This is a genomic window from Agrobacterium pusense, assembly GCF_900102105.1.
In the GTDB taxonomy this organism is placed as follows: Bacteria; Pseudomonadota; Alphaproteobacteria; order Rhizobiales; family Rhizobiaceae; genus Agrobacterium; species Agrobacterium pusense.
This window is the reverse complement of record NZ_FNBB01000004.1, coordinates 1-26,901: the sequence shown is the minus strand read 5'-3', so window position 1 is coordinate 26,901 and position 26,901 is coordinate 1. Positions and strand designations below refer to the sequence as shown.

The window sequence follows — 26,901 nt, the reverse complement described above, 5'->3', positions numbered from 1 at the left end:
TAGAGTGAAAAAGGATGCGAACACCTGATGACGGTCTACATTTTTATTTGCGCGCGGACCTGACGGCAGTGCAGCAGCGCCTTGATGATGTGTTTTTCCACCATATTGCGGGAAATGCCGAGACGGGCGGCGATTTCGCCGTTGGAGTGGCCATGCAGGCGGCTGAGCACGAAGACCTGCTGGCAACGCTTGGGCAGGGCCTCGATGGCCCGTGCCATTAAAATAAGATGCTGCCGCCCGGCGACGATCCGCTCCTGCCCCGGCTCTTCGCAGGCAACGGCAAAACCCGCTTCGTAGGGTGCGAATAATGGCCGCTCTCGCGACTGGCGAATGGCTGTCAGGCGGGCGACGGACCGGGCGATCTGGAAGAGATAGGCCTGTGGATTGTCGATCAGCGTGGCATGAGAAACCTCCAGCGCCCGCAGCACGGTTTCCTGCATGGCGTCGGCAGCGTCTTCCCGGTTCTGCAGGCGCCGGCGGAAAAACCGCATCAGGCGGCTTTCCTCGTCGGCATCGAGAACCTGTAACAGAGCTTTGCTCATCAATCGACCCGGTGGCGTACTGGCTTGACGCATGAAGCAACAGGATATGCTGCGTCATGTCATAAACATGATAGTTGCAATCATATTTATCGCCCTCGGATGCAAGCTGCCAACCAGTAAAAAACCGGGGGCGAAATCAGGCTCACGTTTCCGTTATGATTGTTGCGGGATTACATCAGGCCGCTTGGGCTGAGTTACAGGAAATAGCGCACCCTGAGCGGCAGCAGCGCCGCACCTATGGCGGATGGATCGCCCTTTGTTTCGCTGAGAACCAGCTTGGCCTCCTTCGGTCCGACGCCATAACGGTGTTCGCGCTGGGAAGGCATGTGCGTGCGCTCGATCATCATCTGGCCAAGTGCGCGCGGCAATTGTCCGCCGAAGACGATGGCCTGCGGATCGAGAACCGCGATCAGGCTCGCTACTAGCCTGTCCACCTGCGGCATGGTCTCGTTCAGCCATTCCTCAACGCCCGGCCATGTGGGGTCGAACTGCTGATACAGCGGTTCGATCGAATGAATGTCGACACCATTTTTCTGCAGGGTGGCGATCAGATATTGCAGGGCCGGCCGTTTGGGCGCTTCATCCGGGCTGTATATGCCGCTGAATTCGCCGGCATTGCCATGGAAGCCCTGGAACGGTTGCCCGCCGAGGATCAAGCCGCCGCCGAAGCCGTAATTGAAGGACAGATAGGCGAAGGTCTGACACCAGGAGCCGACACCCCGAAGGCTTTCGCCGATCGCGCCCGTGGTCGCGTTGTTCTCCAGCCAGACAGGCAGTTGGAACTGTTTCTCAAGGATAGGCTTCAGGTCCATCAGCGACCAGTCGCGAAGAGGTTCAGGCGCGTTGAAGGCGCGGTCCTCCGACACGAAAAAGCCGGACATGGAAAAACCGAGACCAAGTAGTCGCTCGCGCGGAATGCCATGTTCCGCCAGCAGCCGTTCGAGCGCCAACGACAAGGCCGCGAGCGTCTCTTCCCGGTCCTCCGGAAGCATCTTCAGCTTTTCCTCGACAATGACATCGCAACGGAAATCGGCGATGCAGATCACCAGGGAGTCGGTGTTGATGGAAATGCCAAGAGAGTAAGCCGCCTCCGGCACGAGTTCGATGGTCGGGCTCGGCTGGCCGCGTGTGCCCTTGATCGGTGCGCCGGTACGCAGAAGCCCACGCTCCAACAGGCCCTCGATCAGGCGGTGCACGGATTGCTGGGTCAGGTTCGTGTGGCCGGTGATCGACGCGCGGGCAATCGGCCCCTGGCGGCGCACGATATCCAGAATGAGACGCTCGTTTTCGCTGGCAAGCGGCTGGCGGTCGAAACTCTGGGGCTGGGTCTGATCCATGGTCATCGCTCTGGATAATGGCTGTGCGGGGCGGCTGCAATGCTGACCACCGTGGCTGACATAACTTTTCATGGATCCTGTTATAAATAATACACTATGAGTGTATTAAATCCAGACGGTCAGCAACCGGTTCGCAGGAGCCGCCTCGGCCGCGGCACGGGGAAAGTCTGACACGGGCAAACCAGTGCCGGTAAACACAACGTCTGAAAGTGAAAATCATGCATCAAACCCTTGCCGCCTCTCGAAATACCTCCAGCCCCTGTAATGTCCTCGCGCTCTGCTCGCGCGACAATCCGGCCATTCTGACCATTGCCCATCGCGGTTTCTGGACCGCCACGGCCGAAAATTCGCTGGCTTCCGTCCGTGCCGCGGTTGCAGCGGGGGTAGAGATGATCGAGATCGACACGCAGGCGACGGCCGATGGCCGGCTGGTCGTCATTCATGACGGCACACTCGACCGCACGACGACTGGGAAGGGCACCGTGAGCGCGCTGCCGTTCGAGGTCGTCCACGCCGCGAAGCTGAGAGTCGGTGCAGGCGGCGATGCAGCCGGCGTGACGGATGAATGCGTGCCGACGCTGGAAGAACTGCTGGAAGAGGCGCGTGGCAGGATCACCGTCAATATCGATACAAAATTCGCCCGCGATCTGCCGCAGGTGATGGAAACCGTGCTGCGGCTCGGTATTCAAGATCAGGTGTTGGTGAAGACCGATATCGACCCGGAAGCTGCCCGCTTCGAGGTGCTGGATGCGCACTGGTTCGGCAAGATCCCACATATGCCGATGTTCCCGGTGCGCAAGGGCAAGTTTGCGGAGGATTTGCGCCGTATCGAGGCGTTGTGTGCGCCCATGATCGAGGTGAAATTCACCGATATAGCCGATCTCGCTGAAGGTCGTGCCGAGATGGAGCGCCAGAACATCCGTCTCTGGATCAACACGCTCGACGTCGCCCATTGCCTTGATTTCAACGACACGCGCGCGCTGGCGGACCCTGAAGCCGTGTGGGGCGCTCTCGCCAGGGCCGGCGTCGGAGCGATCCAGACGGATGAGGTCGAAGCTTTTACCGGCTGGCTAAAGACGGCCCCTGGCGCAACCGGCAGCGCATGGCCAACATGAGCATGCGTCTCGAGCGCCGTCGCCATCATTTTGGTAAAGACGATGACAGATGTTCTGAAACATCTGCCATCTCGATTTTATCCGTTGGAAGGCCGGAACCGAGCAATGTCCTGTAAAGCCGCAATCGGTCGTCAGTTCATTCGGGACAGCGCAACTGCATCACGACCAGCGGGAAAACGAAGCTGGCCGGATACGTCATGGATGGCGCCCCATATCGCTTCGGCAACATCGTCTTCGCTGGTTGTCAGGAGAGGTTTGGCGAAGCCTTCAAGGATCGGCGTTGCAAAGTCCATGTAATCCTCCGGCAACAGCCGTTCCAGCGGCACGATGGCGTTTGTCGCGAAGCGAGTGGTCGGGGCATAGCCAGGTTCCACCAGCTTTACCCTGATATTGAAATGACCCAGTTCATGCGCGAGCGAGCCGGAGAAGCCCTGGATTGCCTGCTTGCTGGCAGTGTAGGCGGCGGCGAGCGGGAAAGAGGCGAGCGTGGCGCTGGATGTTACGTTGATGATGGTGCCGGATCTGCGCTTTCGCATCTGCGGGATTATGGCCTGCGTCATCGCCATCACACCAAAACTGTTGGTCTCGAAGATCGTGCGGATTGCCGATATGGGTGTCGCTTCGAAAGCGCCGACCATACCGATGCCGGCATTGTTCACCAGCACATCGACCGGACCTGCCGCATCGATCAGGGCTGCGATGCTTTGTTCGTCCGTCACATCCAGCGGGAGGACGCGCAACCGGTCGGTGTTGCCAACGAGGCGATCGGGATCCGGACGCCGCATGGTCGCAATGACATTCCAGCCACGTGATAGGAAGAACTCGGCGGTTGCCTTGCCGTAGCCCGACGAAGTGCCGGTGACGAGGATCGTTTTGGTCATCATAATCTCCTTTGTTCGATATGGCCGGAGATAGACGATGTGCTCTGGATGATATATGCTCGTAACACCACAATTTATTATTGATCGTCCAGATAATGGATCCTCTCAGCGATATTATCGATCTTTTGCGGCCGGGCGCCGCCGTTTCGAAGCCAATTTCCGGACGAGGCCGATGGGGCGTGCGTTATCGCGCCTATGACGCCCCGGGCTTTGCCGTCGTGCTGGTCGGTGCGGCATGGCTTATGATCGATGGCCGGGAACCTCTGCGGCTGGCGCGTGGCGATTTCCTGCTTTTGCCGTCCACGCCCGCCTTCTCGCTTTGCAGCGATGCCGACGTCGACTGCATTCCGGTCGAGCCGCAAGATCAGGCGGTGCGGCATGGGGAACAGCATGGGGAACCCGATTTTGTTGCGCTGGGAGGAAGTTTCACGTTCGAGCCGATCAACGCGGCGCTGCTGCTTTCGTTGATGCCCGAGTTGATCCATGTGCCTGCGGGAGAGGGTGGAGCATCCCGGCTGGCGCGTCTGATCGAGTTGCTGGCGGAGGAGTGCGCGCGCGAGGATGTGGGCAAGGATTTGATCATACGGCGCATGCTGGAGGTTTTGCTGGTTGAAGTGCTACGTCGGCCGAACGCCGGTAACGAGGCCATTCCTGCAGGACTGGTGAAGGGAATGCGCTTGCCGGGGCTTGCCCGCGCATTGTCCGCCATGCACGCCGATATACGTGTGAATTGGACCGTGGCCGAACTGGCTCGCATCGCCGGCATGTCGCGTTCGGCCTTCGCAGCACGATTTAATGAAATGCTAGGCTGCGCGCCGATTGAGTATCTGGCTCGCTGGCGGATGGCGCTGGCCAGGGACGCGCTGATACGCGGGGTGAAGTCCCTCGATGATATCGCGGAGGAGATCGGCTATGAATCCGTCAGTGCATTCAGCACCGCTTTCCGCAGAAGAAGCGGTGTCGCTCCTGGCGTCTTTGCCCGCGCAAATGGCGACAGACGCCGACAGCAGGCAGGATTTTTCCAGCCGTTGCCGGTCATGCGATAAGGGCCGTCCCGGCTTACCGCGAGGGAGGGGCGGAATAGGCGGGTTCGCTCCACATGGGCGCCGCGGATCTTCGCCGGCTCTTATTGGGCAGACGGCTACCGGCTAACGGCGGCTAAGCCCATCCCTTCAGCGCCCTACCTGAATAATAGCTGGGCGTCGTGGCACGGTAGATCGGTATGCTGGCTGCACCGAGATGCGGCAAGTCACTCATCATCGATTTGCGTATTTCGGGGGGCTCCACGAAGAAATCCTCGCCAAGCATTTCCAGCGACCCGATGCGCTCCACGATATGGTCGAGAATCCAGTTGGGCAGTGATCCGCCAAAAATGATGGCGCCGGGATCCATCGTGCGGGCGACGGTCAGAGCCAACACCCGCAGCTGGTCCGTTGCCCTTTCAAGCCAAGTAACCACCGCCGGATGGTCGCGATAGCTTTCATCAATATCCCTTAAGCGCCGGACACCCACCCCGTGGGCGGCAAGCGTGTCGCAAAGATCCTGTCCGGAGGGACGAGGATGTGATTTGGGAAACAGGCCACCAAACTCGCCAGCATTTCCGTTCGTGCCGCGATAAAGATGACGCTGCACCACGACGGCGCCGCCGATACCATATGTCAACCAGATCATCGCAAAGTTACGGATACTGCGGCCCGCACCGTAATAAAGCTCTGAGAGAATGACGGTGTTGCCGTCGTTTTCATGAAAGACCGGGAAATCGAAATAGGGTTGGAAGTCCTTTTCGACGTCTATATCGCGCCAGTTCTCGAACTGCCTGATGCGAAACACATGGCCTCGATCGCGCTTGAAGTGGCCCGGAAAGCTGATGCCGCAACCCAGGACATCCTTCTTTCTTATTTTAGCCTTTTCCAGCACTTGGCGGGAAGCCCTTTCAGCCATTTCCATGATGTGTTCGAAACTGTGCCCTTCGAGTTCGGACCGAATTTCCTGCCTGATCGTGCCGTTCAGATCGGCGATACAAACACGCAGATCGTCTGGATTGAAATAGACCCCCAGAGTGAATAGTCCATTCGGGTTTATTTCAATTGCCGTGGAGGGTTTGCCGCGCTTGCCGCCACTGCGAGCTTCCTCCGCCTCGAGGATCAGGCCGGATTCGAGAAGATTTGCGGTCAGGCGTGTTAGGGTCGGTGCAGAGACATCCATCTCGCGTGCCAGCTCGATACGCGACATGCCTCCCTTTCCGCGCAAGATTTCAAGCAGTCGCCGCTCATTGTAGCCGAGGTCGATCAAACCATTCTCCTGCGAGACGTTACGCCGGATGAATAGCGCAAACCAAGCGGTTGTACAGCAAATTTCGATGAGTCAGAGGCATATCGAGCCAGTATGAGGCGAATTGAGTTCCCTTAATTCCCCGTTTTATCAATGAACTAGGGCCTTTAGGAATTTTAGAACCAATCGCCGCTTGACTTATTAATTTACGTAAAGAAAATAAATATCAGACAACGAGCAACGACACCAAAAATAGCAAGAACCTGTCGCAAGTCCTCGTCTGTCAGGGAACAAAAAACGGAGATCCTCATGCGTCAATCATGCACTGTTTTCGCGCGCCTTTTTACTGGCGCAGCATTCCTAGCAAGCGCCGCACTCGCCCACGCACAAGGCACTGTCGTGGTGTATTCGGCAGCGCCGCAGCAGCTCATGGACGAGTTGTTGCCAATGTTTGAAAAGAAGACCGGCACCAAGGTGGAGCTTGTTAAAGCTGGATCCGGCGAACTGATGAACCGCATTAAGGCAGAAAGCGGCAAGGCGGCGGGCGACGTGATCTGGAGCGTTGACGGCACCGTCATCGACTTCTCCGCTGATCTTTTCGAGCCTTACAAGCCTGTCGAAGCGGCCGCGATCAACACAGCTTTTTCGCCGAGTGCGAACTGGGTGCCTTTCACAGCTGTCGTGACAGCCTTCATTGTCAACAAAGAGGCTTTGAAAGGCGCGCCGGTTCCGACGTCCTGGGCCGATCTCGCCAAGCCTGAATATAAGGGCCTGATCTCCTCGGCCCGCGCTGATCAATCTGGTTCAGCATACATCCAGATGGCAACTGTCTTGCAGGACTTCGACAGTGAGGAGAAGGGCTGGGAGATCTATACCGGCATCCTTGGTAACTCTGTCCTATCCACCTCTTCCGGGGCCGTTCCACGTTTTGTCAATGATGGCGAGCAGGCCGTAGGCATTACGCTCGAAGATGCCGCTCTGCGTTACAAGCTAGGCAGCGCTCCGGTCGAGATTGTCTACCCACAAGAAGGCACGGCAATAGCGCCCGATGGTATGGCGCTCGTCAAGGGTGCGCCGAACGCCGAGAACGGCAAGGCTTTCATCGATTTCATCGTGTCCAAGGAAGCGCAGGAAGTCGTGGTGAAAGCCGGCCGTCGGTCGGTACGAACCGATGTTCCGGCAAACGCGGCACTTGTTCCGCTCTCGGATGTTCCTGATGCGAAATACGATTTCAAGTGGGCTGCCGACAACCGATCGCGCCTGATGGAAAAATGGAACGAGATACTTCTCGACGTCCAGTAAGAGCATAGGGCGGCGCATCACGCGCCGTCCCCCCTCTACTCGTTCACATCCACATTTTCATTCCGTCCACCGTGGTCGCGCGCCGCGCAGGATATATCTTGGAGCAGCACATGGCCGCCGTTGAGATTAACAGCATCAAGAAAAGCTATCGTAATGTCGTTGCACTTTCCGACATCAGCATCTCAATTCCTTCGGGATCATTTTTCACGCTGCTTGGCCCGAGCGGTTGTGGAAAGACCACCCTTTTGCGCACGATCGCCGGGTTTCACCAACAGGACAGTGGCAGCATCAGCATCGAAAGACAGGCGATTGAGCATGTGCCCGCCCATAAGCGTGATGTCGGGATGGTGTTTCAGGATTACGCAGTTTTTCCGCATATTTCCGTGTTCGATAATATTGCCTTCGGTCTGAAGCAACGTAAGGCATCGTCCGCCGAGATCCGCGAACGAGTCGCCAAGATCCTCGATATCGTGCAGCTTGCTCCGTATGCCAAGCGCATGCCGCACGAGCTTTCCGGCGGCCAGCAGCAGCGTGTGGGCCTCGCGCGCGCACTGGTCATTAATCCCAAAGTGCTTTTGATGGACGAGCCGCTATCCAACCTCGACGCCAAACTGCGCGTGGACCTGCGGCGGGAACTGCGTGAAATCCAGCAGGCCATGAACATCACGACGGTCTATGTTACCCATGATCAGGAAGAGGCGCTCGCCATGTCCGATCTGGTTTGCGTCATGTATGGGGGAGTAATTCAGCAGGCTGCGCCACCCTGGGAAGTCTACAATAATCCCTCTAACCGTTTCGTCGCGTCTTTCGTTGGAGCCAATAACTTCCTGACGCTTGATCGCACGGGCGGGCAGATATTCCTGTCAGGCCACAAGGTTGCACTGCCGCAAGCGGATGCGATTTCACCGGAACGGAAGGTCGTCGCAGCGATCCGCCCCGAGGCGATTTCAGTGGGTCTTTCCGCGATCTCTGCCCAAGACCGCATCGACCTGCCCGTGACCATCCGTCAGGTCAGTTTCGCCGGACGTGAAATGAACGTGGCGGCCGTACTCTCCTCGGGTGAAGAGATCGAGGCAATCACCAAGCCGTCACCAGAGATCATCGCCCTTGAGCCGAACCAGAAGACAACCTTTTCCTGGCGGGCGGCCGATACTCAGCTTTTCGGTGAAGGTGTGACGGGGGAGCGCTTGTCATGACGGATATGACCGCCACTTCAACGCCTGGAGGTTTCCGCCTGCGGCTGCCGGGTTTCTGGACAAGTGTCACGGCGCTTGCCGTGATCTTGCTGGCAATTTTCCTGATCCTTCCGATATTCAGTGTGTTTTTCATCAGCTTTTTTGATGCAAAGACCGGTGCGTTCGGGCTCAGCAATTACGCGGAGGTATTCACGCGCCGGTTTTACACCGTGGCCCTTTGGAACACATTGCTGATCGGCGTCCTGGGCATGCTCGGTGCCTGTCTACTTGGGATCCCGCTTGCATTTTGCACGTCGCGTTATCGCATCAAGGGACGCACATTCATCGCGACCTTTGCAGTTCTTGTTCTCTGCGCACCGCCTTTCATCGGTGCTTATGCCTGGATCATGCTGTTCGGCGCCAACGGTGCGGTTACCAACCTTTTGTCTTTTGCCGACATCTCGTTGCCAACGATTTATGGAATACCCGGCATCGTCATGGTCTTCAGCCTGAAGTTCTTCCCGTATATCTTCCTGATGACGGAAAATGCTCTGAACACCATCAACAAGTCTTATGAGGATGCGGCGGAAAACCTCGGCTGCACGGCGTTTGAGCGTTTCCGCAAAATCACCTTGCCCCTTGTTTTTCCAGCAGTCAGCACAGGTGCGATCATCTGCTTCGTGCTTTCCATCGCCGACTTCGGAACACCGGCCATTCTTGGCAAGGGCATCAGAACGCTATCGACCATTGCCTATGCGCAATATACCTCCGAAATGGCGGGCACGCCGACCATGGCCGTCACGATTTCAATGGTGATGATCGGGATTTCCATGGCAGCGCTTCTTCTCCAACGGCACATTCTCGCCAAGCGCCGCTACGCCAGCTCCCTGACCAACCGACCCGTTAAACAGTCGATGCGCCCGCTGAAGTCATTCATCGTTCACGGTTTCTGCTATCTGGTAGTGTTCATTGCCATGCTGCCTTCTCTAACGGTCATCTATACATCTTTCCTGGCGACGAACGGCCCCGTCTTTACCGGCGGCTTCGGGTTAGACAGCTATGCTCGCATTTTGAGGGATTCCCCTCAGGCCATAGCCAACAGCTTTACCTTCGCACTGGCCGCAGTGGTGCTTATCGCGGTCGTCTCCGGGCTCCTGTCCTTTATCGTCGTGAGGCGCGATAATGCCGTTTCCGGCTCGCTCGATCTGTTATTGATGGTGCCGTATCTCATTCCGGGCGTCGTTATGGCGATCGGTTACGTCACGACGTTCCGATATCCTCCTTTCGATATCACCGGGACGGCGCTCATCATCATCCTTCTGGTGTTCATACGCCGGCTGCCCTATGGCGTCCGATCCACGACATCGATCCTGAGGCAGATCAAGCCGTCGATCGAGGAGGCGGCGGTTAATCTTGGAGCTTCACCCGCAAAGACATTCCTGTCGGTGACGGTGCCATTGATGTTGCCAGGCCTCATCATCGGTTCGCTGATGAGCTTCATCACCGCCATCAACGAGCTTTCCTCGACGCTGATCCTTTATACGGCGCGCACGATTACCATGCCGGTCCTGATCTACATCCAGGTAATCGACGGTGAATTCGGGACTGCGGCCGCGCTTTCGACCGTACTATTGGTCAGCACCGGGATCTGTGTCTTCGTCGTCTTTCGCCTTTCGGAAGACAAGGAAGCTTCCTTCGTCTGACCTCTTACACCCCAGTAAAGACAATAGCTGCGGCGACCGACGTGTCGCCGTCCGCTACCCTCTGCAAGGAAATCAACAAAATGAATATCGCGAGCTTTTCGCAATCGAAATACAAGAACGCCGCAACGCCGGGGGACGACGTGGCAGTTCTTCTTCCCGGCCGGGTTCTGGCTGTTTTCGACGGTGCGACCGATCCGACCGGAGCAAGTTACGACGGGCTGAGTTCCGGCCGTATCGCCGCACTTGCCGCAGCAAACGCGGTCGCCGAGATGAGCATAAAGGGCGCCTTGCAAAGCTGTGAGGCGGCAGCTCTGTTTCAAAGTATCAGCGACCTCCTGAAATGCGAGGCGAAGCGCATCAATGCAAGCCATCCGCCATCCACAACGCTCGCGATTGTTGCAGATCTGGGTGACAGTTTTCGCCTGCTTCTGGCCGGGGATTCTGGTGTGCGTATCAACGGTACCCGCCTGCTGCAGCACGCCAAGCTGATAGACAAGGTCAGCACGTCGGCGCGAATTCATGTTTTCAAAGGGCTCCTGGCGACACATGGGGACGGCGATGCTGCTGAGGCAAAAACCCGCGCCACCATATTTTCCGGCCTTCACGCTGCTGTTAAAGCTGGCATCATGACGATGCCGGAAGCCGAAAAAGTCGTCGCCGCCGCGGCTGTCGCAAGCGGCCTTCAAAACGATATGGAAGCGGTCGAAGAGTTTCTGATGGGCGGCATTCGTGTCCAGCCACATTATGCAAACAGGCAGGGCCATGTTCTCGGTTACGCGTCGATCAACGGTGGGCAGGTGATAGGGGAGGGCTTGGTCGATCTATCCCTTGCCAAGGACACGGTCACAAGCCTCGAAATTTTCTCTGATGGTTATCTGTCATTGCCAAGCGGCATCGACGTCGCAGACTGGGAAGCGGAATTTGCCCGCGTCGAGGCAGCAGATTTTCACAAGCTCAGCGACTACCCGTCGGTGAAGGGGTCCACAACGGGCGAATTCAGTGACGACAGGACGGTGATATGCCTAAAGGCTCGGTAATAAACCTGCTGCGGCAGATATGGGGTCGCTGGCTGTGTTCTACCAGGCTGCAAAATCCCATAATTGACTGCCAGGCTCTCGCCACTTTGTGGGAGTGTTAAAGCCGACTGAAGACGCTGTGTATCTGAGGTCGTCGGGGGGAACCCTGGATCGCTAGCCCCTCGTCTCTCTGCCGGTATAGGAGCGATCGCTCCAAAGCAGGGCTTTGCGTGAGGGATCCGGGATCGATTCGGTGATGGCGCCAACGAACAGGATGTGGTCGGCGGCATCAACGGAGCCGACGAGCTCGCAATCAAGGGAGAGCAGCGCCCCGGCAAGCCGAGGGCTTCCTGAAGGCCAGGAATCCCACTGGCCAATCGAAAACCGATCCGGCAGGTTTCCCTTCCCCGCGAAAACGTCGCCGATCTCTTCCTGGCCCCTGGACAGCGCGGCAACGGAAAACCGCCGGCATGCGGCTACGAGGTCGACCATACGGCTGCTGGCGTCGATGGAGATCATCAGAAGCGGTGGCTCCGCGTTGAGCGGCATGAAGGAGGTGATCGTGCGTCCGATCCGCTCACCCCCATGGGCGGATGAGGCCACCGCGACGGTGAAGGCGAGGGCGCTCATCGCGTCTTTGAACTCACGTGGTGAGACTGCCGGCGTAGCGGAGGTTTTAAGCGGAAGATGCGCGTGATTGACCGCACCGCCATCGATGAGCTTGAGATTATGAGACATGCGACGCCGGGCTAACCGCCCGCTCCCGGATTTTTCGAAAAAATGGAAAACTTGGCCGCCGCGCCATTCATGATATCGGCATTGTCTGGCGGCGCTCTCTTTTGATGCACGCGCGGCCAGATGCCGGAATAGTGGCGGTTAAGGTCGAGCCAGACGTGCAGTCCGGGCTCCGTATCTGGCCTGATCGCTGCGGCGGGGCACTCGCTCTCGCAAATGCCACAGTCGATACATTGATCGGGATGGATGACGAGCATGTTCTCGCCTTCATAAAAACATTCGACCGGGCAGACGTCCACACAGTCCATATATTTGCAGGCGATGCAGTTTTCGGTGACGACATAGGGCATCTGGGTGCTCGAACGGAATGGCAGCCGGACGGCGGCTGTCCGGCTGCGCCTGAGCCGACGGGCCGCACGAGGTAGCGGCGCCGGCCAGATTGGTTCAATCAGATCAGAGACGACCGGCGACCGCCTGCCAGTTCACCAGATTATCGAGGAAGTTCTCGATATAGGCCGGGCGCTTGTTGCGGAAATCGATGTAATAGCTGTGTTCCCACACATCGCAGCCAAGAAGCGCCTTCTGTCCGGAGCACAGTGGATTGACCCCGTTTTCAGTGCGGGTAATTTTCAGAGAACCATCGGTATCCACTACCAGCCACGCCCAGCCGGAGCCGAACTGGGAAGCGCCGGCGAGGGCGAAATTCTGCTTGAACAATGCTACCGAGCCGAAGGACTGTGTCAGCGCCTCTTCCAGCACCTTGGGCATCGCATGATGCTCAGGCCCCATGATTTCCCAGAAGAGAGTGTGATTCCAGTGCTGGGAGGCGTTGTTGAATATGCCGGATTGCGTCACCGCACCCTTCTGATAGGTGCCTCGGACGATCTCTTCGAGGTTCCTGTTTTCCCACTCGGTCCCTGATATCGCCTTGTTGAGATTGTCGACATAGGCTTTGTGATGAAGATCATGATGGAACTTCAGCGTCTCCTCGGACATCCCCGAGGGGGCGAGCGCATCATGGGCATAGGGCAGGTCGGGAAGCTGGAAAGCCATGGGGTATTCCTTTGTCAACTGTTCGCTCAAGAGCATGAAAGAGCCTTGCGAAAACAAGGTGACAGTACTTCTAGGACCTCAATCGCGGTTGAGGTCAAGCGGTTTTTTATGTCATGCCAACGGCGTGCCGCCGTACTGGTGAGGCAGGGCAGCCAACGGGACGGCGCTTCGGTTTGCTTTGCCTTTGCGCCTAGAATTTCTTGCTGACGCCGAGTTTCGCGCCTGCTGATGTTTCCCCATCGCCCTCTATGTTAAAAAGGAGTGCTGCATCAAGCGACCAGTTTTCTGCCGTCTCCATGGAAACACCCGTCGTGAGGGATCCAAATGCGCCAGATCCGTTAATACTTGAGACACCGACAGTACCCTCCGAATTTCACCGCCCAGCCCGTTCCACCATGTCCACCCAGTCCTGAAGCGCTCTTCGAATTGCCGAATCCGCATCTTCACCGCGGGTGAACGCCCACCACGTGTGCGCGCCCTGCCAGACGGCAGCCATCTGCCAGCCGAGCCTTGCTGCGGTTTCTTCATCCTTCGAGACCCGGCGCCCCAGCGATTGTGCGAGAATCTTGCCCCAGAGGGCACCTTTCGCCCTGAGTTTCGGATTGCGGATATCCTCCCTGAGCAGCAGGAGCCCGTCACAGGCGTTCTGTTCTGCAGCGTCGCCCGGCATAAGCCGCATCAGCAGCGATATCGCGCCCTGTGGCGTTAACGGCTCCTCCTCGTCCGCTGTCCGCGTCTGCGCCAGCAGGTTGTCCCACGCGCGCATCAGCACAGACTCCACAAGGTCTTCGCGGTTGCCGTAGCGCTGTACCAGCGTAGCGGCAGAGAGGCCACTGGCTTTGGCCGCGGCGGCAAAGGTCAGGCCGTCAGGCCCGGTCTGCAACATCAGCGGCAGCAGGGCGTCAAGTACCTCTTCATCGGAAACAAGCTTGTGTCTTGGCATGAGGATATTTATAAACGTATATTCATTTATAAATCAAGGAGGGTGGAATGGCAATCATTCGTGGATATATAGCTGCCAGTCTGGACGGCTTGATCGTGTCGGGAGACGGGTCTCTCGACTGGCTCTACAAGTATGACGACATGGACCTCGGCGAACATGATTATCGCCTGTTCCTGAAGGGGATAAGGACCGTGGTCATGGGGCGGGCGACGTATGATTTCATTGCCGGGGAGCAGAGCCCCTGGGCCTATGACGGCCACCGTGTCATCGTCGTCACGTCGCGGCCGATCAAGCAGCCGAAAGGCGCGCTGGAAGTGCGCGCCGACCTGGACTCGCTGATCGAGGAATTGCGTGCGGTCGATGACGGCGATGTCTGGATGCTCGGCGGGGGCCGGCTGCAGATGGCCTTCATGGAGCGCGGCGCGCTGGATGAGATCGAAATATATGTGATCCCGGAAATACTCGGCTGCGGCCAGCCTCTCTTTCCTCTGACCGGGTACCGGGCAAGCCCGACGCTGATAAATGCAACAGCAATCGACAAGGGCTGTGTGAGATTGCATTACCGCTTTTCATGACGCTCCGGCGACCATGGAACCGCAGCGGCCAGGATGAAACTCAAAGCCCCAGAAATTTGAAAGGTTGAGCCTCCTTCAGGCTGTCATTCGCCATGCCGGAATAGATATGGATCTGATTGGCGCCGAGGTCGAGTTTCTTCACGCCACCCGTCTCTTTGGAAAGATCGAGCTTCGTGAGGTCGATCCAGAAAATGTTCGGTGTCAGCGCGGATTCGAAGAAATACAGCTTGCGCTTGTGATCGATCACCGTGCGCCAGCGGGTGGAGGATATGTTTGGCTGGTCCGGGGTCGTGATGCCGTAAGGAACGGAGACGTTACGGATTACGCTGAACACGCTTGCGATGGCTTCGACCGGGTTTTCGCTTTTGGGTATTGCGTTTGCGTAAAAGGATGCGCGGGCGAAACGGTCGGACGCGCGGTTCGTGCCCGGCAGCATGACGGTGCCGCCAATCTGCTTCCAGTATTCGTTCAATGCCAACTGATGGTCGAAAGTCGGCGAATTGGTCATCACCTGATACTGGCGGCCGTGATGGATGACCTGCTTGCCATCGATATATTCAACGATCGCACTGTCGCCACTCCCATCGGAGAGCGATAGATGCAGTGTCGCCAGACGCTCTTCGCCGGGGACATTATCAGTCACGATCGTGAACGGGTTTTTCTCGAGCGCACGCACCGCTTCCTCCACGGTCGCGAAATTGTCGAGCACGTATTGCGCCCATGCTGCGATGGACAAGCCCGGAGATTTCCCGTCATAGACGGGATACCTCGACTCAACGAGCCAGAGAACGTTGGCCGCCAGGCCTGCCTCGTTCACGCCGTCCGTCGTGGAAATGTCGTAACCCGATGCAATGACGCTGCCATATTTCGAGGTCCATTTTATGGAGTTCGGACCGGCCTCACCGGAGCGTTCCATGCCGCGGGGGAAAACCCAGATATTTGTCCCCACATCCGTTTTCCAGTCCATCGAACGGGCCGTCATTACCTGATTATTTTCGCCCAAATAAACGAAACGCGTGCAGGCTTCCGCAACTGACGTGGTGAGCGTGGCGACGGAAAACATAGCGGCGGTGAAGGCAGTGAAAAGCGGCAGCGTCTTCGGGCGCATTTAACGTCTCCGGTGCTTTCGGTACAAGGTACAGCGTATGATAGAAGATCGGACTTGTTGGCGGGAGTCAAATAGGTTTAGCTACGGGCGATTAGTTGGGGAGAAGGCATTGCTAAAATTATCGGTTTTTGCGGTCTTTATGGCCTTTTCCGCAACTGCGGCCTTAGGCGCGGATGAGGTTCGTGCCGCGCCCGCAACGGTTGATGGAGCCGATTGGGCGTTTCAGGCCACGGGTTATCTATGGGCCACTGGTTTGAACGGCAACATCTCGCCGTTCCGGCGGGCGCCGACGCTTCATGTCGAAAAATCCTTCTCCGACGTTATGGAGGATCTCAACTTCGGCGGGTTTCTCAACATATGGGGCCGCTACGACCGCTTCGTCCTCTCCGGCGACTTGATGTATGTCGATACTACGGACAGCAAGGCGGCCGGGCCGCTGCCAGCGCTGCAGATTCCCGGTTTACCAACCTTGCCGGCCGGCGCTGCAATCGATGCAGATGTCGACACGCAGGAATTCATGGCGACGCTGCAGGCCGGGTACCGCATCGTTGACGCAGATGGATTTTCGCTGGACGCGCTGGCCGGGGCTCGCTTCTGGCATATTTCCAATGAGGTGGCGGTGACCGCCAGTCATCCCTTGATCGGCAGCGTGTCCGCCACCCACAAGGAAAGTTTTGGCTGGATTGATCCCGTCATCGGCGCGCGCGCTTTTTTTGGCTTGACGGATAAGCTGTCCGTTCAGGCGCAGGTTGATATCGGCGGCTTTGGCGCGGGATCGGATCTCACCTGGTCAGCGCTCGCGACGGTGAACTACATCTTTACCGACACATTGTCGGTCTCGGCGGGCTATAAGGTGCTTGATGTCGATTATTCGCACGATGGTTACGTTTTTGATTCCCGATTGAGCGGGCCTATACTCGGTGTCACCTACAGGTTCTGATCACCTTTTCGGATTCCATCGATCATCTGCGCGGCGGGGCACAGGTTTCTCGCACCGCGCTAATCCGAATTTTCGCCAGACAGCTGTGGGGCAGCCGTGAGTTTGAGGAGGAGTACGACGCCGGCTGGTTTGGCCTTGACACGAACTCCTTGGAGGATAGACGGGCTGTGCTGTTCTTTATGGGAGTTTAGACATGAAAACGCTGGCAGCCGTTTCGGCTTTTGTGGGCAAGACTTTTGCCATCTGGGTAATCCTGTTTGCCGTCCTCGGCTTCTTTTTTCCGGATACCTTCAAGCAGATCGCGCCGTGGATCGTCACGCTACTGTCAATCATCATGTTCGGCATGGGTCTCACACTTTCGGTCGATGACTTCAGGGAGGTCGTGAAAAGGCCGTTCGATGTGACGATCGGCGTGCTCGGTCAGTTTCTCATCATGCCGCTTCTGGCGGTGCTGCTCACCCGCATCATTCCCATGCCGCCGGAAGTCGCGGCTGGCGTCATTCTGGTCGGTTGCTGCCCTGGCGGCACATCGTCCAATGTCATGACCTATCTCTCCAAGGGCGATGTCGCGCTGTCGGTCGCCTGCACCTCGGTCACCACGCTCGCGGCGCCGCTGGTGACGCCATTCCTCGTCTGGCTGTTCGCGAGCCAGTTCCTGCCGGTTGATGGCTGGGCCATGTTTCTCAGCATCGTCAAAGTCGTTCTGGTTCCGCTGGCTCTGGGTGCCGCCCTGCAAAAGCTGCTGCCCGGCCTTGTCAAAACCGCCGTACCGGCGTTGCCGCTCGTTAGCGTCATTGGCATTGTCCTCATCGTCTCGGCGGTGGTCGGAGGATCCAAGGCGTCCATCGCCCAGTCTGGATTGATGATTTTTGCCGTCGTGGTTCTGCACAATGGCCTTGGCTATCTGCTCGGTTACCTCGCGGCAAAGGCAACGGGCCTGTCGCTTGCTAAACGCAAGGCCATTGCGATTGAGGTCGGAATGCAGAATTCCGGGCTTGGTGCGGCACTTGCCACGGCCTATTTCTCGCCTCTCGCTGCCGTTCCGAGTGCCATTTTCAGCGTATGGCACAATATATCCGGCGCAATCCTGGCGAACTGGTTTTCGGGCCGGGTGGATGCAGGCTCCGCCAACAAAACCGCCTGAAGCTCCGCGTCTGTCAGGCCGCCTGTCGTTCAGGCGGCCTGACGCTGCCTTAGAACGGCATTGTCTGACGTGCCACGGCCGGTGGATTAAGCAGGGCAAAGCCCTCCTGGCGCTGATACGGGAAATGCGGGTAGGGCGCTGTCGTCTCGCTGGCTTTATCCAGTGTCGCTAGCTGTGCGGATGTCAGTTCCCATCCCACGGCATCGAGATTGTGGCGAAGCTGTTCCTCGTTGCGCGCGCCGATGATGACCGTGGAAACAGTCGGGCGTCTGAGCAACCAGTTCAGGGCGACCTGCGGTACGGTCCGGCCTGTCTCCGTCGCAACGGCGTCGAGCGCATCGATCACGCGGTAGAGATGTTCATCATCCACCGGCGGGCCGAAACCGGCGGTTTCATGCAGGCGGCTACCCTCAGGTAGCGGCGTGCCGCGGCGGATTTTTCCGGTCAGCCGTCCCCAGCCAAGCGGGCTCCAGACCATGGCGCCAAGACCCTGATCCGCGCCGAGCGGCATCAGATCCCACTCGTAATCTCGGCCAACAAGCGAGTAATAGACCTGGTTGACCACATAACGTGGCCAGCCATAACGGTCCGCGACGGCAAGCGATTTCATGATCTGCCAGCCTGAAAAATTCGAGACGCCGGTATATCGCACCTTGCCGGAGCGGACGAGTGTATCCAGCGTCGACAGCACTTCCTCAACCGGTGTAAAGGCATCGAAGGCATGAAGCTGAAGGATGTCGATATAGTCGGTCTTTAGGCGGCGCAGGGCGTCATCCACCGCGCGCAGAAGTCGGAAGCGGGACGACCCGGCCTCGTTTGGTCCGTCACCCATCGGCAGGCTGGTTTTGGTCGAGATCAGAACGCTGTCGCGCCTTCCCTTGATGGCTTCGCCGAGCACTTCCTCCGATGCGCCATTGGAATAGACATCGGCGGTATCGAAGAGGTTGACGCCTGCTTCCAGACAGATATCGATCAGGCGTCGGGCTTCTGCCGCATCTGAATTGCCCCAGTTGCTGAAGAGCGGGCCGGAGCCGCCGAAGGTTCCGGTGCCGAAACTCACGACCGGCACCCTCAGACCGGATTTGCCAAGCTGGCGATATTCCATGAGACTTTCCTTTGTTGCTCCGAATGGTCGTTGGTGGCGCTTGGCGCATTGTGCGCCCATTCTTGATCTGACAGATGAAAACTGCGGTGTGTTACAATCGCTTGTCGTAAGATAGACGCCTGCTCTTCAATGAAATAGAATGCCGAAACTATTATCACTTGTGAGATGAAGTCATCATGGCGCGACTGGAGATCAACCGGGCAGGGGAGATGGAGATCTTCGTACGGGTCGTTGAGCTTGGTGGTTTTTCCCGCGCGGCGGCTGCGGCTAGCATGACGCCTTCCGCCGTGAGCAAGCTGATCGCACGGCTGGAAAGCCGCCTTGGCGCACGCCTGCTCAACCGTTCCACCCGTCAGCTTCAGATCACCCCCGAGGGCTGCGCCTTCTATGAACGGGCCACCCGTATCCTCGCCGATATTGAAGAGGCCGAACGCGCCGCCGGGGAAGGTGAACGGCCTCTCGGCCGCGTGCGGATCAACACCAGCGCATCCTATGCAGCGCATATTCTTGCACCCATCCTGCCAAGGTTTCTGGCGCTCCATCCAGGCATCACGCTTGATATCGTCCAGACGGATCTGGTGGTTGACCTGCTTGCGGAACGCACGGATGTGGCCGTGCGCGCGGGACCACTGAAAAGCTCAACGCTTGTCGCCCGCAAACTCGGTGAGACAAGAATGATCATCGCGGCCTCCCGGGATTATCTAGAGCGTCATGGCATTCCACAGACAATAGCCGATCTCGAAGATCACAACCGCCTTGGATTCGGCTACGCCCGATCAATCGACGGCTGGCCGTTGCGAGACGCCGGAAAGACCGTCGTCATTCCGGCGACGGGACGCGTGCAGGTGAGCGATGGCGAGGGTCTTCGCCGTCTTGCCCTTGCCGGTGTCGGTCTGGTTCGCCTTGCGGCTTTTACCGTGCGGGAGGATATCGCCGCCGGCCGTCTGATCCCGGTCCTCGATCATCTCGATACGGGTGAGACGGAGATGGTTCATGCCGTTTATGTCGGCCAACGGGGACCGCTTCCGGCACGTATTCGGGCCCTGCTCGATTTTCTCGGCGAGTATGGGCGGGTGAAGTGACGTTCCACGTGCCACAAAAGGCGTGAATTGGATTAAGGCCTCAGGCTGCCGGAAAACGGTAGCAGCCTGAGGAGCGAAGGCTATCGTTTCGGACCTGAGAGTGTGAAAGCACCAGCCGATTCCAGCCTTACGCGCGTGTCGCCAGCAAGTGCGCTTGGTATCGCACCGCAAAGGCTACCCGTCGTCACGACATTGCCAGCCTTCAGCATGTCGCCGGTGTTGAATGCCGAATTGGCGAAGGCGACAAGCGGCGCAAGCGGATCACCATTCGGATGCTTGACCTTGGCATCGAACAGCGACACCGTTCCCTCTCTAACGGTGAGCTGCAGGAGGTTCTCGCCGTTCCCGGTAAAGACCTCCACGATGCCTTCGTCCAGTTCCGGGCCGATGACGAAGCCGTGGTTGGCCAGCCGATCCGCCAGAAAGAGCGGAAACGGCACCTGGTTTTTCTCCACCAGCCTGTAGCGGAGAAGTTCAGCGCCAAGATGGACCCTGTCAATAAATCCCGTCAGATCGGCCCTTGTCATCCGCCCAGCGGTTGAAGCAGGGATGTCGGCGGAAAGCGTGAAGCAAATCTCGACTTCGACACCTTCGGTGCCATCTTGAGGAAAAGAAGCGAGATTGGCGTCATCGACCCTAACGCAATCGAAAATAGGTGCCCCAACAGCCCCGCCATCCGGCCGGATCGCCAGTTTCCAGCCGGCGAGCGGCTTTGCCCAGTTTCCAGCAAAAGCCCGCTGAACCGCCATGGCCGCTAGAAGGGTCCCGGGAACGAGACCCTCCGCTTCAAGGTCTGCAAGAGCAATTTTCGTGCCCTGACGGCTTGTCTCTGCAAACGTCTCCGCCAGTTTTCCGATCTCCGTCATTACCTCATGTCTTCCTGATGATGTCATGCGCGAGACGCTGTCACGATTGGCGCAGCCTGCCAAGTCGAACAATGTCCAGTTGAGTTCGTTTGTCGAGGGCGATCCTTAGCATCGCTGCGGAATAGCCACGAATTTTTTCAACCACAAAGGCGGCCAACCGCCTTCTCGTACGGCTTCTTAGGACGGAAGAAAAATGGTGGATCGCGCCGTTTTCAACAAACTAACCGCGAGACAAAATCGCGTAGTGCAAATGTCTTCAAATCTTTAACAGAGGCGAAGTCGAGCGGTATTGCCGCTCGATTCCTTCGTTGATTACGCGACATCCGCTTCGAACTGAATGCTGTGCAGGCGCTTGTATAGACCATCATTTGCCAGCAATTCACGTCGGCTGCCCTGTTCGACCACTTCACCGTTGTCCATCACGACGATCTTGTCGGCGCGATTGATGGTAGAAAGACGGTGAGCGATGACGATAGAGGTTTTGTTAAACGTCAAACGCTCTAAGGCGTCGCGGACAAGTGCCTCTGACTCTGAATCCAGTGCGCTCGTCGCTTCATCAAGAATCAGAATATCCGCGTCTCGCAGCATTGCACGAGCAATAGCCACACGCTGTCGCTGGCCACCGGACAGGCCGGAGCCGTTCTCTCCGAGCTTGGTGTCGTACCCATCCTGCATCTTCATGATGAAATCATGCGCATTTGCGGCCTTGGCGGCAGCGATGATCTCTTCCTCCGTTGCGTTGTCACGACCCACCGAGATGTTGTGGCGGATGGTGCCGGAGAACAAGAAGGTTTCCTGGCCCACGTAAGAAACATGTTCGCGCAGGCTGGCAAAGGAGACGTCGCGCAAATCCATACCATTGATTTCAACGGAGCCGTTCTGCGGGTCGTAAAGGCGCATTATGAGGTTGATGATGGTCGATTTACCACTGCCAGATGGGCCTACGAGCGCGGTCATCTTGCCGCCCTCGAACAGGACGCTAACGTCTTTGAGAACAGGCTGGCCCGATACGTATTCAAAGCTGACGTTCTTCAGTACTACATCGCCGCTTGCTTTCGGGAGCGGGACTGCGTTTTTGTTCTCGGTCAACGTAAGCGGAGCATCTAGCACCTCGAACATCATACGCACACCTATCATGCCGCTTTCAATTTGCACCCGCATGCGTGCTAGTCGCTTGGCAGGCTCGTAGGCCAAGAGAAGTGCAGTTATAAAGGCCATGAGATCGCCTGGGGAGCCACCCTTTTCCAGTACAGTGTAGCCCGATACAGCAATGACAACGGCTATGGCAAGGCCAGAAAGAGTCTCCATAATTGGGCTCGTAGCCGCCTCCAACTTGGCTATGCCATTGGCACGATGTTCAACATCAGAAACCGCCTTGTTCATCCGCTGGCGCATTAGTTTTTCCAACGAAAAAGCTTTGATGACCCTAACACCGATGCTGGTTTCTTGAACAACGTTGACGATTTCACCAAGCGACGCGAGCTCGGCCTCCATTATCTTCCGTACACGACGCAGCACGAGACGGACACTGAGTATTGCTAAAGGCCCAATAACCATGGAAATCGCGCTCAGAAGGAAATTCTGGGCGAACATCACGATGATCAGGCCTAGCAGTGAAAATAGGTCGCGGACGAACGAAGTGACAATCGTGTCGATGACGCTACGCGCAGCCTGGGCGTTGTAGGTGACGCGGATGAGGAGTTCTGACGATGGTAGGTTCTGGAAGAATGACACGCCCTGCTTCAGGAGCCGATCGTAAATCTTACGTTGTTGTTCAGCAACAATGCTATTGCCCGCTTTGCTCAGATAGAAGCTTTGAACAAAAGTAGCCAAGCCCTTCACGATGAAGATTGCGGCGACAGCAAAAGCAATCTCTAGAACAACGTTGAACCCTTGCTTCATGTAAACACTGTTGACAATGTCGCGCATAATCCAGGCACTTAACGACGTCATTGCGGCGACAATAATCATCGCAACAATAGCCGCAGAATACCAGCCGACGTGTTTTTTGAAGTTTTCTCTAAACAGCCGAGTTAACAGCTTTTTGTCGTCTGACGACAAAAATGATCCGATCACTGCAATATCCTTGCGATTTCAAGATGAATAACGTTCCAAAGCAAGACCTGCTCACCGCCCTGTGGCAAAGGTAGTTGTTGTGTCACCTAGTCAGCATGTCACTCGTATTCACGTTGTTACAGCGTCAAACCGCGCTGCACGGAGATGTGCGGAACTTCGATCAAGATTGCCCGGCAACGACTTACGTTTGCGACGGATAACGCTCCGTTCCAAGCCATGTTTGGCCCGTATTAGTCGCTACGAAATAGTCGTCCTCATTCTGTCTGTCAATATCGACGCGTGACCTCGCTCGCGGAAGGTGCGTGATCATCCTTCTCACGTGCGGCTAGGCGAAACAATAGTAATCAATGAATGCGCGAGACTAACCAAGGCAAAGTTGAGCGATTTCAGCCGTTTGCAGCTACGTTTCTGCTGAGGAGGTCGACTCATAATGTTGGCGCCATATTCTTTGTCCAGCAAGCTTTACGGCGGCTCGGTAACTTGCGGAGCATCGAAAGCGGACATGGCAAGCGCCAGGGAAACTACCGCGCCGCCGTAAAGCTTGCTGGACAAAGAATATGGCGCCAACATTATGAGTCACCACTCAATGAAACTTGTTAAGAGTAGGTAATCCAAACGAGCGGTCGATTGAAACTTGCGCATTTTTCGTACTAGACGGGGCGAAATAATTCTTAGCGAATGGGAGATGTGCGGTGAAAATTGCAGTAGCAGGACTCGGGTACGTTGGTTTGTCCAATGCAATCTTGCTTTCACAAAAACACAGCGTCATAGGATATGATCCGATAGTTGAAAAGATCGAGATGCTGAAGAGGCACAGGTCTCCGGTTGCGGATGAGGTAATCGAAGACTATCTTCTAAATCGGCGTCTTCAATTCGAGCCAACGACGGATCCGGACTATGCGTACCGTAACGCTGAAATAGTGATTGTAGCCACCCCAACCAATTATGATCCTGTGACCAATCACTTCGATACGCGATCGGTAGAGACAGTTATCGAGAAGATCGGTAGTATAAATCAAAAGGCACTCATTGTAATCAAGTCAACTGTCCCCGTGGGATTTACGAAAGCAATCTGTGAGCGTTTTGAAACTACCAATATTATATTTTGCCCTGAGTTTCTCAGAGAAGGAAAAGCGCTGCATGATAATCTCTTTCCTTCACGTATCGTAGTCGGAGAAAAGAGTGAGCGTGCTCGAGCTTTTGGCCAACTGTTGCTCGACGGGGCGATTATTAAAGAAGTGCCGATTATTTTGACAAATTCCAGTGAGGCTGAGGCTATCAAATTGTTCTCCAATACATATCTCGCGATGCGAGTAGCATACTTTAACGAACTCGACACTTACGCTGAGGTTCATAATTTGGGAACCAAGGAAATCATAGACGGCGTGTGCTTGGATCCGAGGATCGGATCATTCTATAATAACCCCTCATTTGGCTACGGCGGTTATTGCTTGCCCAAAGATACGAAGCAGTTGCTTGCCAATTACGCGATGGTACCTCAGTCACTTATTGGGGCGATCGTTGATGCGAATACCACCAGGAAAGATTTTATTGCTGAATCGATAATAAAGAGAAATCCAAAAACCGTGGGTATTTACAGGCTTACGATGAAGTCTGATTCTGACAACTATAGATATTCCTCGATACAAGGTGTTATGAAAAGAATAAAAGCAAAAGGTATTGACGTAATTATCTACGAGCCGACCTTTTCTGGAGAGAGGTTTTTCAATTCTATGGTTGTTGATAATCTTAGTCTATTCAAAAGAAACTCAGATATTATTCTGGCCAATCGCTTTTCGGATGAGCTAATTGATGTCAGGGAAAAGGTATATACGAGGGATATATTTCACTTAGACTGATTGCAAGTGTGAACGTGATGTAATCGGCGGCGATCGGTAGCCGCCCCGCTGTGCCGTGCGCGAGTTTTCCGAAAAAGTTCTTGGCCTTGATCTCGTCGCGCTAATGGTGCTGAACCTCCGTCCCGGCTTCTTAGTTCAAAGTAACTAGAATGAAGTCTTCATGGAGAATTTCCCGCTCCCCATCCATGGGGATCTGAACTCTTCAGGGCGACCTACCGACCGGCTAGGGAAGAAATGACAAGCGAGCGAGCGGCGTTCATCGGCTTAGACACATCAAAGTTGAAGATTTCGCTGGCGATTGCCGAGCGCGAGCGCATTGGCGAAGACCGATTTCTGGGCCAGCAATGGTCAAGAAGCTGGCTGTGCTGCCCCCATTTCGACCGGACAGTCTGAACCGCGCCGGCTTTACCAGAGACCGTTTGGTTTAAGTTATGCGGCCATGGCTGGCGCGCCCAGCATGGCGTAATATCGTTCTTCGGCCTCGGCTGGCGGTATGTTGCCGATGGGCTCCAGAAAGCGGCGGTTGTTGAACCAATCGACCCATTCGAGCGTGGCGAACTCCACGGCTTCGAAGTTGCGCCACGGTCCTCGTCTATGGATTACCTCGGCCTTGTAAAGGCCGTTGATCGTTTCGGCGAGAGCGTTGTCGTAACTGTCGCCGACACTCCCGACAGACGGCTCGATGCCCGCCTCCGCCAGCCGTTCGGAATAGCGAATTGACACGTATTGCGAGCCGCGGTCGGAATGATGAACCAGCCCGCCCCGTTTGACGGGTCGCCGGTCATGAAGTGCTTGGTCGAGGGCATCGAGCACAAAGCCCGCATGGGCAGTCCGGCTCGCCCGCCAACCGACGATACGGCGTGCGAAGGCATCAATGACGAAGGCCACGTAAACGAAGCCCTGCCAGGTCGCGACATAGGTGAAATCGGATAACGACAGCATGTTCGGCGCTGGAGCGAAGAACTGTCGGTTCACCCGGTCTAGTGTAACCGCTTGTCCCACTCCCACATTGTCCTCCGCCGTCTGATCTGTGATCGCCTGTCCATGGATGAAGAACGGGAGTTTCTCCATGGAGACTACATTAGAGTTTCTCACAACCGGGAAGCCTGGACGTGAGGTTCACCGACATTGGCCTGATGAGGTCAAGGCGAAGATCGTTTCGGAAAGCTTAAGGCCTGGCACGACAGTCAATGAAGTTGCGCAACGCTATGGATTGCGAGCCAACAGCCTTTCCACCTGGCGAACGATGGCGCGGCAGGGCAAGCTGATCCTGCCAGCACCGGAGGATGCGGTAGAGTTCGCGGCGGTGATCGTCGATCCGCCTGTTTCGGAACAGCCGCCTAAAATGCTCAGTCGCCCCGAGATCGTCCTCGGCCCCGTCACCATTCGTCTTGAGGAAGGTGCGTCTGCCACCCGGATCGCTGCCATCGCCCGCGCCTTGGCGGCAGCGACATGATCTTCCCGTCGAACCGCGTCAGGATCATGGTGGCGACCAAACCTGTCGACTTCCGCAAGGGTCATGACGGGTTGGCGACTTTGGTGAAGAACGAGCTGCACAAGGACCCTTTCACCGGAACGGTCTTCGTGTTCCGGTCACGCAAGGCGGATCGGTTGAAGCTGATCTACTGGGATGGCTCTGGAATCGTCATGGCCTACAAAAGGCTGGAAGAGCACACGTTCACTTGGCCTGGCATCAAGAATGGCCTGATGACCTTGACCCACGCCCAGTTCGAAGCGTTGTTCGCAGGCCTCGATTGGCGGCGGGTTCATGCCGTCCAGACGAGAACGCCGGAAGCGATCGAATAGCTGTGGCACGATGACTCAGTACCGCGAATTCCGAAGTCAAATCGGGTCGGATTTGATAGTTTCCGGCCATGCTTGATGCCGCCGACCTTCCCGATAATGTTGCCGCCCTGAAGGCGATGCTGATCGCGGCGCAGGCACGCGAGGCGGCCAAGGACGTCGCGATAGCCAGCAAGGACGAACATATCGCCCGCAAGGACGAGCGGATCGAACGGCTTGAGAAGCTGGTTGCAGCATTCAAGCAGGCAGCCTTTGGGCGCAAATCCGAGA

General features: G+C 56.7%; 25 protein-coding genes and 2 pseudogenes. 14 read left to right on the top strand and 13 right to left on the bottom strand.

Annotated features, from left to right (window positions below; genetic code table 11):
* Positions 1–35: 35 nt before the first annotated feature.
* Together BLU28_RS12040 and BLU28_RS12035 are read right to left on the bottom strand one after the other, a co-directional pair.
* A complete protein-coding gene (locus BLU28_RS12040) occupies positions 36–542 on the bottom strand; it encodes a sigma-70 family RNA polymerase sigma factor (protein WP_006697272.1) in 507 nt (168 codons plus the stop codon).
* A gap of 194 nt (positions 543–736) precedes the next feature.
* Complete coding sequence (locus tag BLU28_RS12035) at positions 737–1,885, bottom strand: ROK family transcriptional regulator (RefSeq protein WP_077986370.1); 1,149 nt, start codon at positions 1,883–1,885, stop codon at positions 737–739.
* A 212-nt stretch (positions 1,886–2,097) separates the two neighbouring features.
* On the opposite strand from BLU28_RS12035, the gene BLU28_RS12030 reads away from it, so the two are divergent.
* The gene (locus tag BLU28_RS12030) at positions 2,098–2,994 is read left to right on the top strand and encodes a glycerophosphodiester phosphodiesterase family protein (RefSeq protein WP_077986369.1); all 897 of its coding nucleotides are present in this window, start codon (positions 2,098–2,100) and stop codon (positions 2,992–2,994) included.
* A gap of 131 nt (positions 2,995–3,125) precedes the next feature.
* Here BLU28_RS12030 and BLU28_RS12025 read toward each other — a convergent pair whose 3' ends face one another.
* Entirely contained in the window at positions 3,126–3,875 is a 750-nt protein-coding gene (locus BLU28_RS12025) for an SDR family oxidoreductase (RefSeq protein WP_077986368.1), read from the bottom strand.
* 95 nt (positions 3,876–3,970) lie between these two features.
* Between BLU28_RS12025 and BLU28_RS12020 the strand changes: the two genes are divergently transcribed.
* Positions 3,971–4,921, top strand: a complete 951-nt coding sequence (locus tag BLU28_RS12020; protein ID WP_077986367.1) for an AraC family transcriptional regulator — start codon at positions 3,971–3,973, stop codon at positions 4,919–4,921.
* Between the two features lie 112 nt (positions 4,922–5,033).
* Here BLU28_RS12020 and BLU28_RS12015 read toward each other — a convergent pair whose 3' ends face one another.
* Complete coding sequence (locus BLU28_RS12015; RefSeq protein ID WP_044459921.1) at positions 5,034–6,167, bottom strand: ROK family transcriptional regulator; 1,134 nt, start codon at positions 6,165–6,167, stop codon at positions 5,034–5,036.
* A 288-nt stretch (positions 6,168–6,455) separates the two neighbouring features.
* Here BLU28_RS12015 and BLU28_RS12010 point away from each other — a divergent pair, with 288 nt between their 5' ends.
* From BLU28_RS12010 to BLU28_RS11995, 4 genes are all read left to right on the top strand, one after another.
* Complete coding sequence (locus BLU28_RS12010; RefSeq protein WP_045534431.1) at positions 6,456–7,448, top strand: ABC transporter substrate-binding protein; 993 nt, start codon at positions 6,456–6,458, stop codon at positions 7,446–7,448.
* A 110-nt stretch (positions 7,449–7,558) separates the two neighbouring features.
* Positions 7,559–8,644: an ABC transporter ATP-binding protein gene (locus tag BLU28_RS12005; protein ID WP_077986366.1), complete on the top strand. Its 1,086-nt coding sequence runs from the start codon at positions 7,559–7,561 to the stop codon at positions 8,642–8,644.
* Positions 8,641–10,326 (top strand): ABC transporter permease, encoded by a 1,686-nt coding sequence (locus BLU28_RS12000; protein ID WP_077986365.1) that lies wholly within the window; start codon positions 8,641–8,643, stop codon positions 10,324–10,326. The genes BLU28_RS12005 and BLU28_RS12000 overlap by 4 nt, the downstream gene beginning before the upstream one ends.
* Positions 10,327–10,406: 80 nt before the next feature.
* Positions 10,407–11,363, top strand: coding sequence for a hypothetical protein (locus tag BLU28_RS11995; protein ID WP_077986364.1), 957 nt, complete (start codon positions 10,407–10,409; stop codon positions 11,361–11,363).
* Positions 11,364–11,516: 153 nt separating this feature from the next.
* Here BLU28_RS11995 and BLU28_RS11990 read toward each other — a convergent pair whose 3' ends face one another.
* From BLU28_RS11990 to BLU28_RS11975, 4 genes are all read right to left on the bottom strand, one after another.
* Positions 11,517–12,080: a flavin reductase family protein gene (locus tag BLU28_RS11990; RefSeq protein WP_077986363.1), complete on the bottom strand. Its 564-nt coding sequence runs from the start codon at positions 12,078–12,080 to the stop codon at positions 11,517–11,519.
* A gap of 11 nt (positions 12,081–12,091) precedes the next feature.
* Positions 12,092–12,427: a ferredoxin FdxA gene (gene fdxA, locus BLU28_RS11985; protein WP_035208224.1), complete on the bottom strand. Its 336-nt coding sequence runs from the start codon at positions 12,425–12,427 to the stop codon at positions 12,092–12,094.
* Between the two features lie 103 nt (positions 12,428–12,530).
* A complete protein-coding gene (locus tag BLU28_RS11980) occupies positions 12,531–13,130 on the bottom strand; it encodes a superoxide dismutase (RefSeq protein WP_077986472.1) in 600 nt (199 codons plus the stop codon).
* 373 nt (positions 13,131–13,503) lie between these two features.
* Positions 13,504–14,073, bottom strand: a complete 570-nt coding sequence (locus BLU28_RS11975; RefSeq protein ID WP_077986362.1) for a TetR/AcrR family transcriptional regulator — start codon at positions 14,071–14,073, stop codon at positions 13,504–13,506.
* 47 nt (positions 14,074–14,120) lie between these two features.
* On the opposite strand from BLU28_RS11975, the gene BLU28_RS11970 reads away from it, so the two are divergent.
* Complete coding sequence (locus tag BLU28_RS11970; protein WP_077986361.1) at positions 14,121–14,648, top strand: dihydrofolate reductase family protein; 528 nt, start codon at positions 14,121–14,123, stop codon at positions 14,646–14,648.
* Between the two features lie 40 nt (positions 14,649–14,688).
* Here the strand turns inward: BLU28_RS11970 and BLU28_RS11965 are convergent, their stop codons facing one another.
* Positions 14,689–15,756, bottom strand: coding sequence for a linear amide C-N hydrolase (locus BLU28_RS11965; protein WP_077986360.1), 1,068 nt, complete (start codon positions 15,754–15,756; stop codon positions 14,689–14,691).
* Between the two features lie 139 nt (positions 15,757–15,895).
* Here BLU28_RS11965 and BLU28_RS11960 point away from each other — a divergent pair, with 139 nt between their 5' ends.
* Both BLU28_RS11960 and BLU28_RS11955 read left to right on the top strand, forming a co-directional pair.
* Complete coding sequence (locus BLU28_RS11960; protein ID WP_077986359.1) at positions 15,896–16,696, top strand: hypothetical protein; 801 nt, start codon at positions 15,896–15,898, stop codon at positions 16,694–16,696.
* 193 nt (positions 16,697–16,889) lie between these two features.
* Positions 16,890–17,840, top strand: coding sequence for a bile acid:sodium symporter family protein (locus tag BLU28_RS11955; protein WP_077986358.1), 951 nt, complete (start codon positions 16,890–16,892; stop codon positions 17,838–17,840).
* Between the two features lie 49 nt (positions 17,841–17,889).
* Here BLU28_RS11955 and BLU28_RS11950 read toward each other — a convergent pair whose 3' ends face one another.
* On the bottom strand, positions 17,890–18,945 hold the full coding sequence (locus BLU28_RS11950) for an aldo/keto reductase (protein WP_077986357.1): 1,056 nt from the start codon (positions 18,943–18,945) through the stop codon (positions 17,890–17,892).
* 176 nt (positions 18,946–19,121) lie between these two features.
* Between BLU28_RS11950 and BLU28_RS11945 the strand changes: the two genes are divergently transcribed.
* Positions 19,122–20,027 carry a LysR family transcriptional regulator gene (locus BLU28_RS11945; protein ID WP_077986356.1) on the top strand — a complete coding sequence of 302 codons (906 nt, stop codon included), beginning with the start codon at positions 19,122–19,124 and terminating at the stop codon, positions 20,025–20,027.
* Positions 20,028–20,107: 80 nt separating this feature from the next.
* On the opposite strand, the gene BLU28_RS11940 is transcribed toward BLU28_RS11945, so the two are convergent.
* Both BLU28_RS11940 and BLU28_RS11935 read right to left on the bottom strand, forming a co-directional pair.
* Positions 20,108–20,893 (bottom strand): 2-keto-4-pentenoate hydratase, encoded by a 786-nt coding sequence (locus tag BLU28_RS11940; protein ID WP_077986355.1) that lies wholly within the window; start codon positions 20,891–20,893, stop codon positions 20,108–20,110.
* A gap of 312 nt (positions 20,894–21,205) precedes the next feature.
* The gene (locus BLU28_RS11935; protein WP_077986354.1) at positions 21,206–22,969 is read right to left on the bottom strand and encodes an ABC transporter ATP-binding protein; all 1,764 of its coding nucleotides are present in this window, start codon (positions 22,967–22,969) and stop codon (positions 21,206–21,208) included.
* 692 nt (positions 22,970–23,661) lie between these two features.
* On the opposite strand from BLU28_RS11935, the gene BLU28_RS11930 reads away from it, so the two are divergent.
* Positions 23,662–24,828, top strand: a complete 1,167-nt coding sequence (locus tag BLU28_RS11930) for a nucleotide sugar dehydrogenase (protein ID WP_077986353.1) — start codon at positions 23,662–23,664, stop codon at positions 24,826–24,828.
* Between the two features lie 429 nt (positions 24,829–25,257).
* Here BLU28_RS11930 and BLU28_RS11925 read toward each other — a convergent pair.
* Positions 25,258–25,812 (bottom strand): annotated as a pseudogene (locus BLU28_RS11925) (IS3 family transposase); the annotation flags it as partial.
* Positions 25,813–25,897: 85 nt separating this feature from the next.
* On the opposite strand from BLU28_RS11925, the gene tnpA reads away from it, so the two are divergent.
* The 3 genes and pseudogenes from tnpA to BLU28_RS11910 form a co-directional block, all read left to right on the top strand.
* Positions 25,898–26,284 (top strand): IS66-like element accessory protein TnpA, encoded by a 387-nt coding sequence (gene tnpA, locus BLU28_RS11920; protein WP_234794410.1) that lies wholly within the window; start codon positions 25,898–25,900, stop codon positions 26,282–26,284.
* The gene (tnpB, locus tag BLU28_RS11915) at positions 26,281–26,634 is read left to right on the top strand and encodes an IS66 family insertion sequence element accessory protein TnpB (protein ID WP_077986351.1); all 354 of its coding nucleotides are present in this window, start codon (positions 26,281–26,283) and stop codon (positions 26,632–26,634) included. The genes tnpA and tnpB overlap by 4 nt, the downstream gene beginning before the upstream one ends.
* Positions 26,635–26,702: 68 nt before the next feature.
* Positions 26,703–26,901 (top strand): annotated as a pseudogene (locus BLU28_RS11910) (IS66 family transposase); the annotation flags it as partial.

Excerpts from the sequence above, each read along its gene's own strand:
- BLU28_RS11995 (WP_077986364.1), top strand. The coding sequence starts at position 10,407 with ATGAATATCGCGAGCTTTTCGCAATCGAAATACAAGAACGCCGCAACG.
- BLU28_RS11955 (WP_077986358.1), top strand. The coding sequence starts at position 16,890 with ATGAAAACGCTGGCAGCCGTTTCGGCTTTTGTGGGCAAGACTTTTGCC.
- BLU28_RS12025 (WP_077986368.1), bottom strand. The coding sequence starts at position 3,875 with ATGACCAAAACGATCCTCGTCACCGGCACTTCGTCGGGCTACGGCAAG.
- BLU28_RS11970 (WP_077986361.1), top strand. The coding sequence starts at position 14,121 with ATGGCAATCATTCGTGGATATATAGCTGCCAGTCTGGACGGCTTGATC.
- BLU28_RS12000 (WP_077986365.1), top strand. The coding sequence starts at position 8,641 with ATGACGGATATGACCGCCACTTCAACGCCTGGAGGTTTCCGCCTGCGG.
- fdxA (WP_035208224.1), bottom strand. The coding sequence starts at position 12,427 with ATGCCCTATGTCGTCACCGAAAACTGCATCGCCTGCAAATATATGGAC.
- BLU28_RS11975 (WP_077986362.1), bottom strand. The coding sequence starts at position 14,073 with ATGCCAAGACACAAGCTTGTTTCCGATGAAGAGGTACTTGACGCCCTG.
- BLU28_RS12020 (WP_077986367.1), top strand. The coding sequence starts at position 3,971 with ATGGATCCTCTCAGCGATATTATCGATCTTTTGCGGCCGGGCGCCGCC.
- BLU28_RS11990 (WP_077986363.1), bottom strand. The coding sequence starts at position 12,080 with ATGTCTCATAATCTCAAGCTCATCGATGGCGGTGCGGTCAATCACGCG.
- tnpA (WP_234794410.1), top strand. The coding sequence starts at position 25,898 with ATGGAGACTACATTAGAGTTTCTCACAACCGGGAAGCCTGGACGTGAG.
- BLU28_RS11940 (WP_077986355.1), bottom strand. The coding sequence starts at position 20,893 with ATGACGGAGATCGGAAAACTGGCGGAGACGTTTGCAGAGACAAGCCGT.
- tnpB (WP_077986351.1), top strand. The coding sequence starts at position 26,281 with ATGATCTTCCCGTCGAACCGCGTCAGGATCATGGTGGCGACCAAACCT.
- BLU28_RS12005 (WP_077986366.1), top strand. The coding sequence starts at position 7,559 with ATGGCCGCCGTTGAGATTAACAGCATCAAGAAAAGCTATCGTAATGTC.
- BLU28_RS11945 (WP_077986356.1), top strand. The coding sequence starts at position 19,122 with ATGGCGCGACTGGAGATCAACCGGGCAGGGGAGATGGAGATCTTCGTA.
- BLU28_RS12040 (WP_006697272.1), bottom strand. The coding sequence starts at position 542 with ATGAGCAAAGCTCTGTTACAGGTTCTCGATGCCGACGAGGAAAGCCGC.
- BLU28_RS12035 (WP_077986370.1), bottom strand. The coding sequence starts at position 1,885 with ATGACCATGGATCAGACCCAGCCCCAGAGTTTCGACCGCCAGCCGCTT.
- BLU28_RS11950 (WP_077986357.1), bottom strand. The coding sequence starts at position 18,945 with ATGGAATATCGCCAGCTTGGCAAATCCGGTCTGAGGGTGCCGGTCGTG.
- BLU28_RS11965 (WP_077986360.1), bottom strand. The coding sequence starts at position 15,756 with ATGCGCCCGAAGACGCTGCCGCTTTTCACTGCCTTCACCGCCGCTATG.
- BLU28_RS11980 (WP_077986472.1), bottom strand. The coding sequence starts at position 13,130 with ATGGCTTTCCAGCTTCCCGACCTGCCCTATGCCCATGATGCGCTCGCC.
- BLU28_RS11960 (WP_077986359.1), top strand. The coding sequence starts at position 15,896 with ATGGCCTTTTCCGCAACTGCGGCCTTAGGCGCGGATGAGGTTCGTGCC.
- BLU28_RS12010 (WP_045534431.1), top strand. The coding sequence starts at position 6,456 with ATGCGTCAATCATGCACTGTTTTCGCGCGCCTTTTTACTGGCGCAGCA.
- BLU28_RS12030 (WP_077986369.1), top strand. The coding sequence starts at position 2,098 with ATGCATCAAACCCTTGCCGCCTCTCGAAATACCTCCAGCCCCTGTAAT.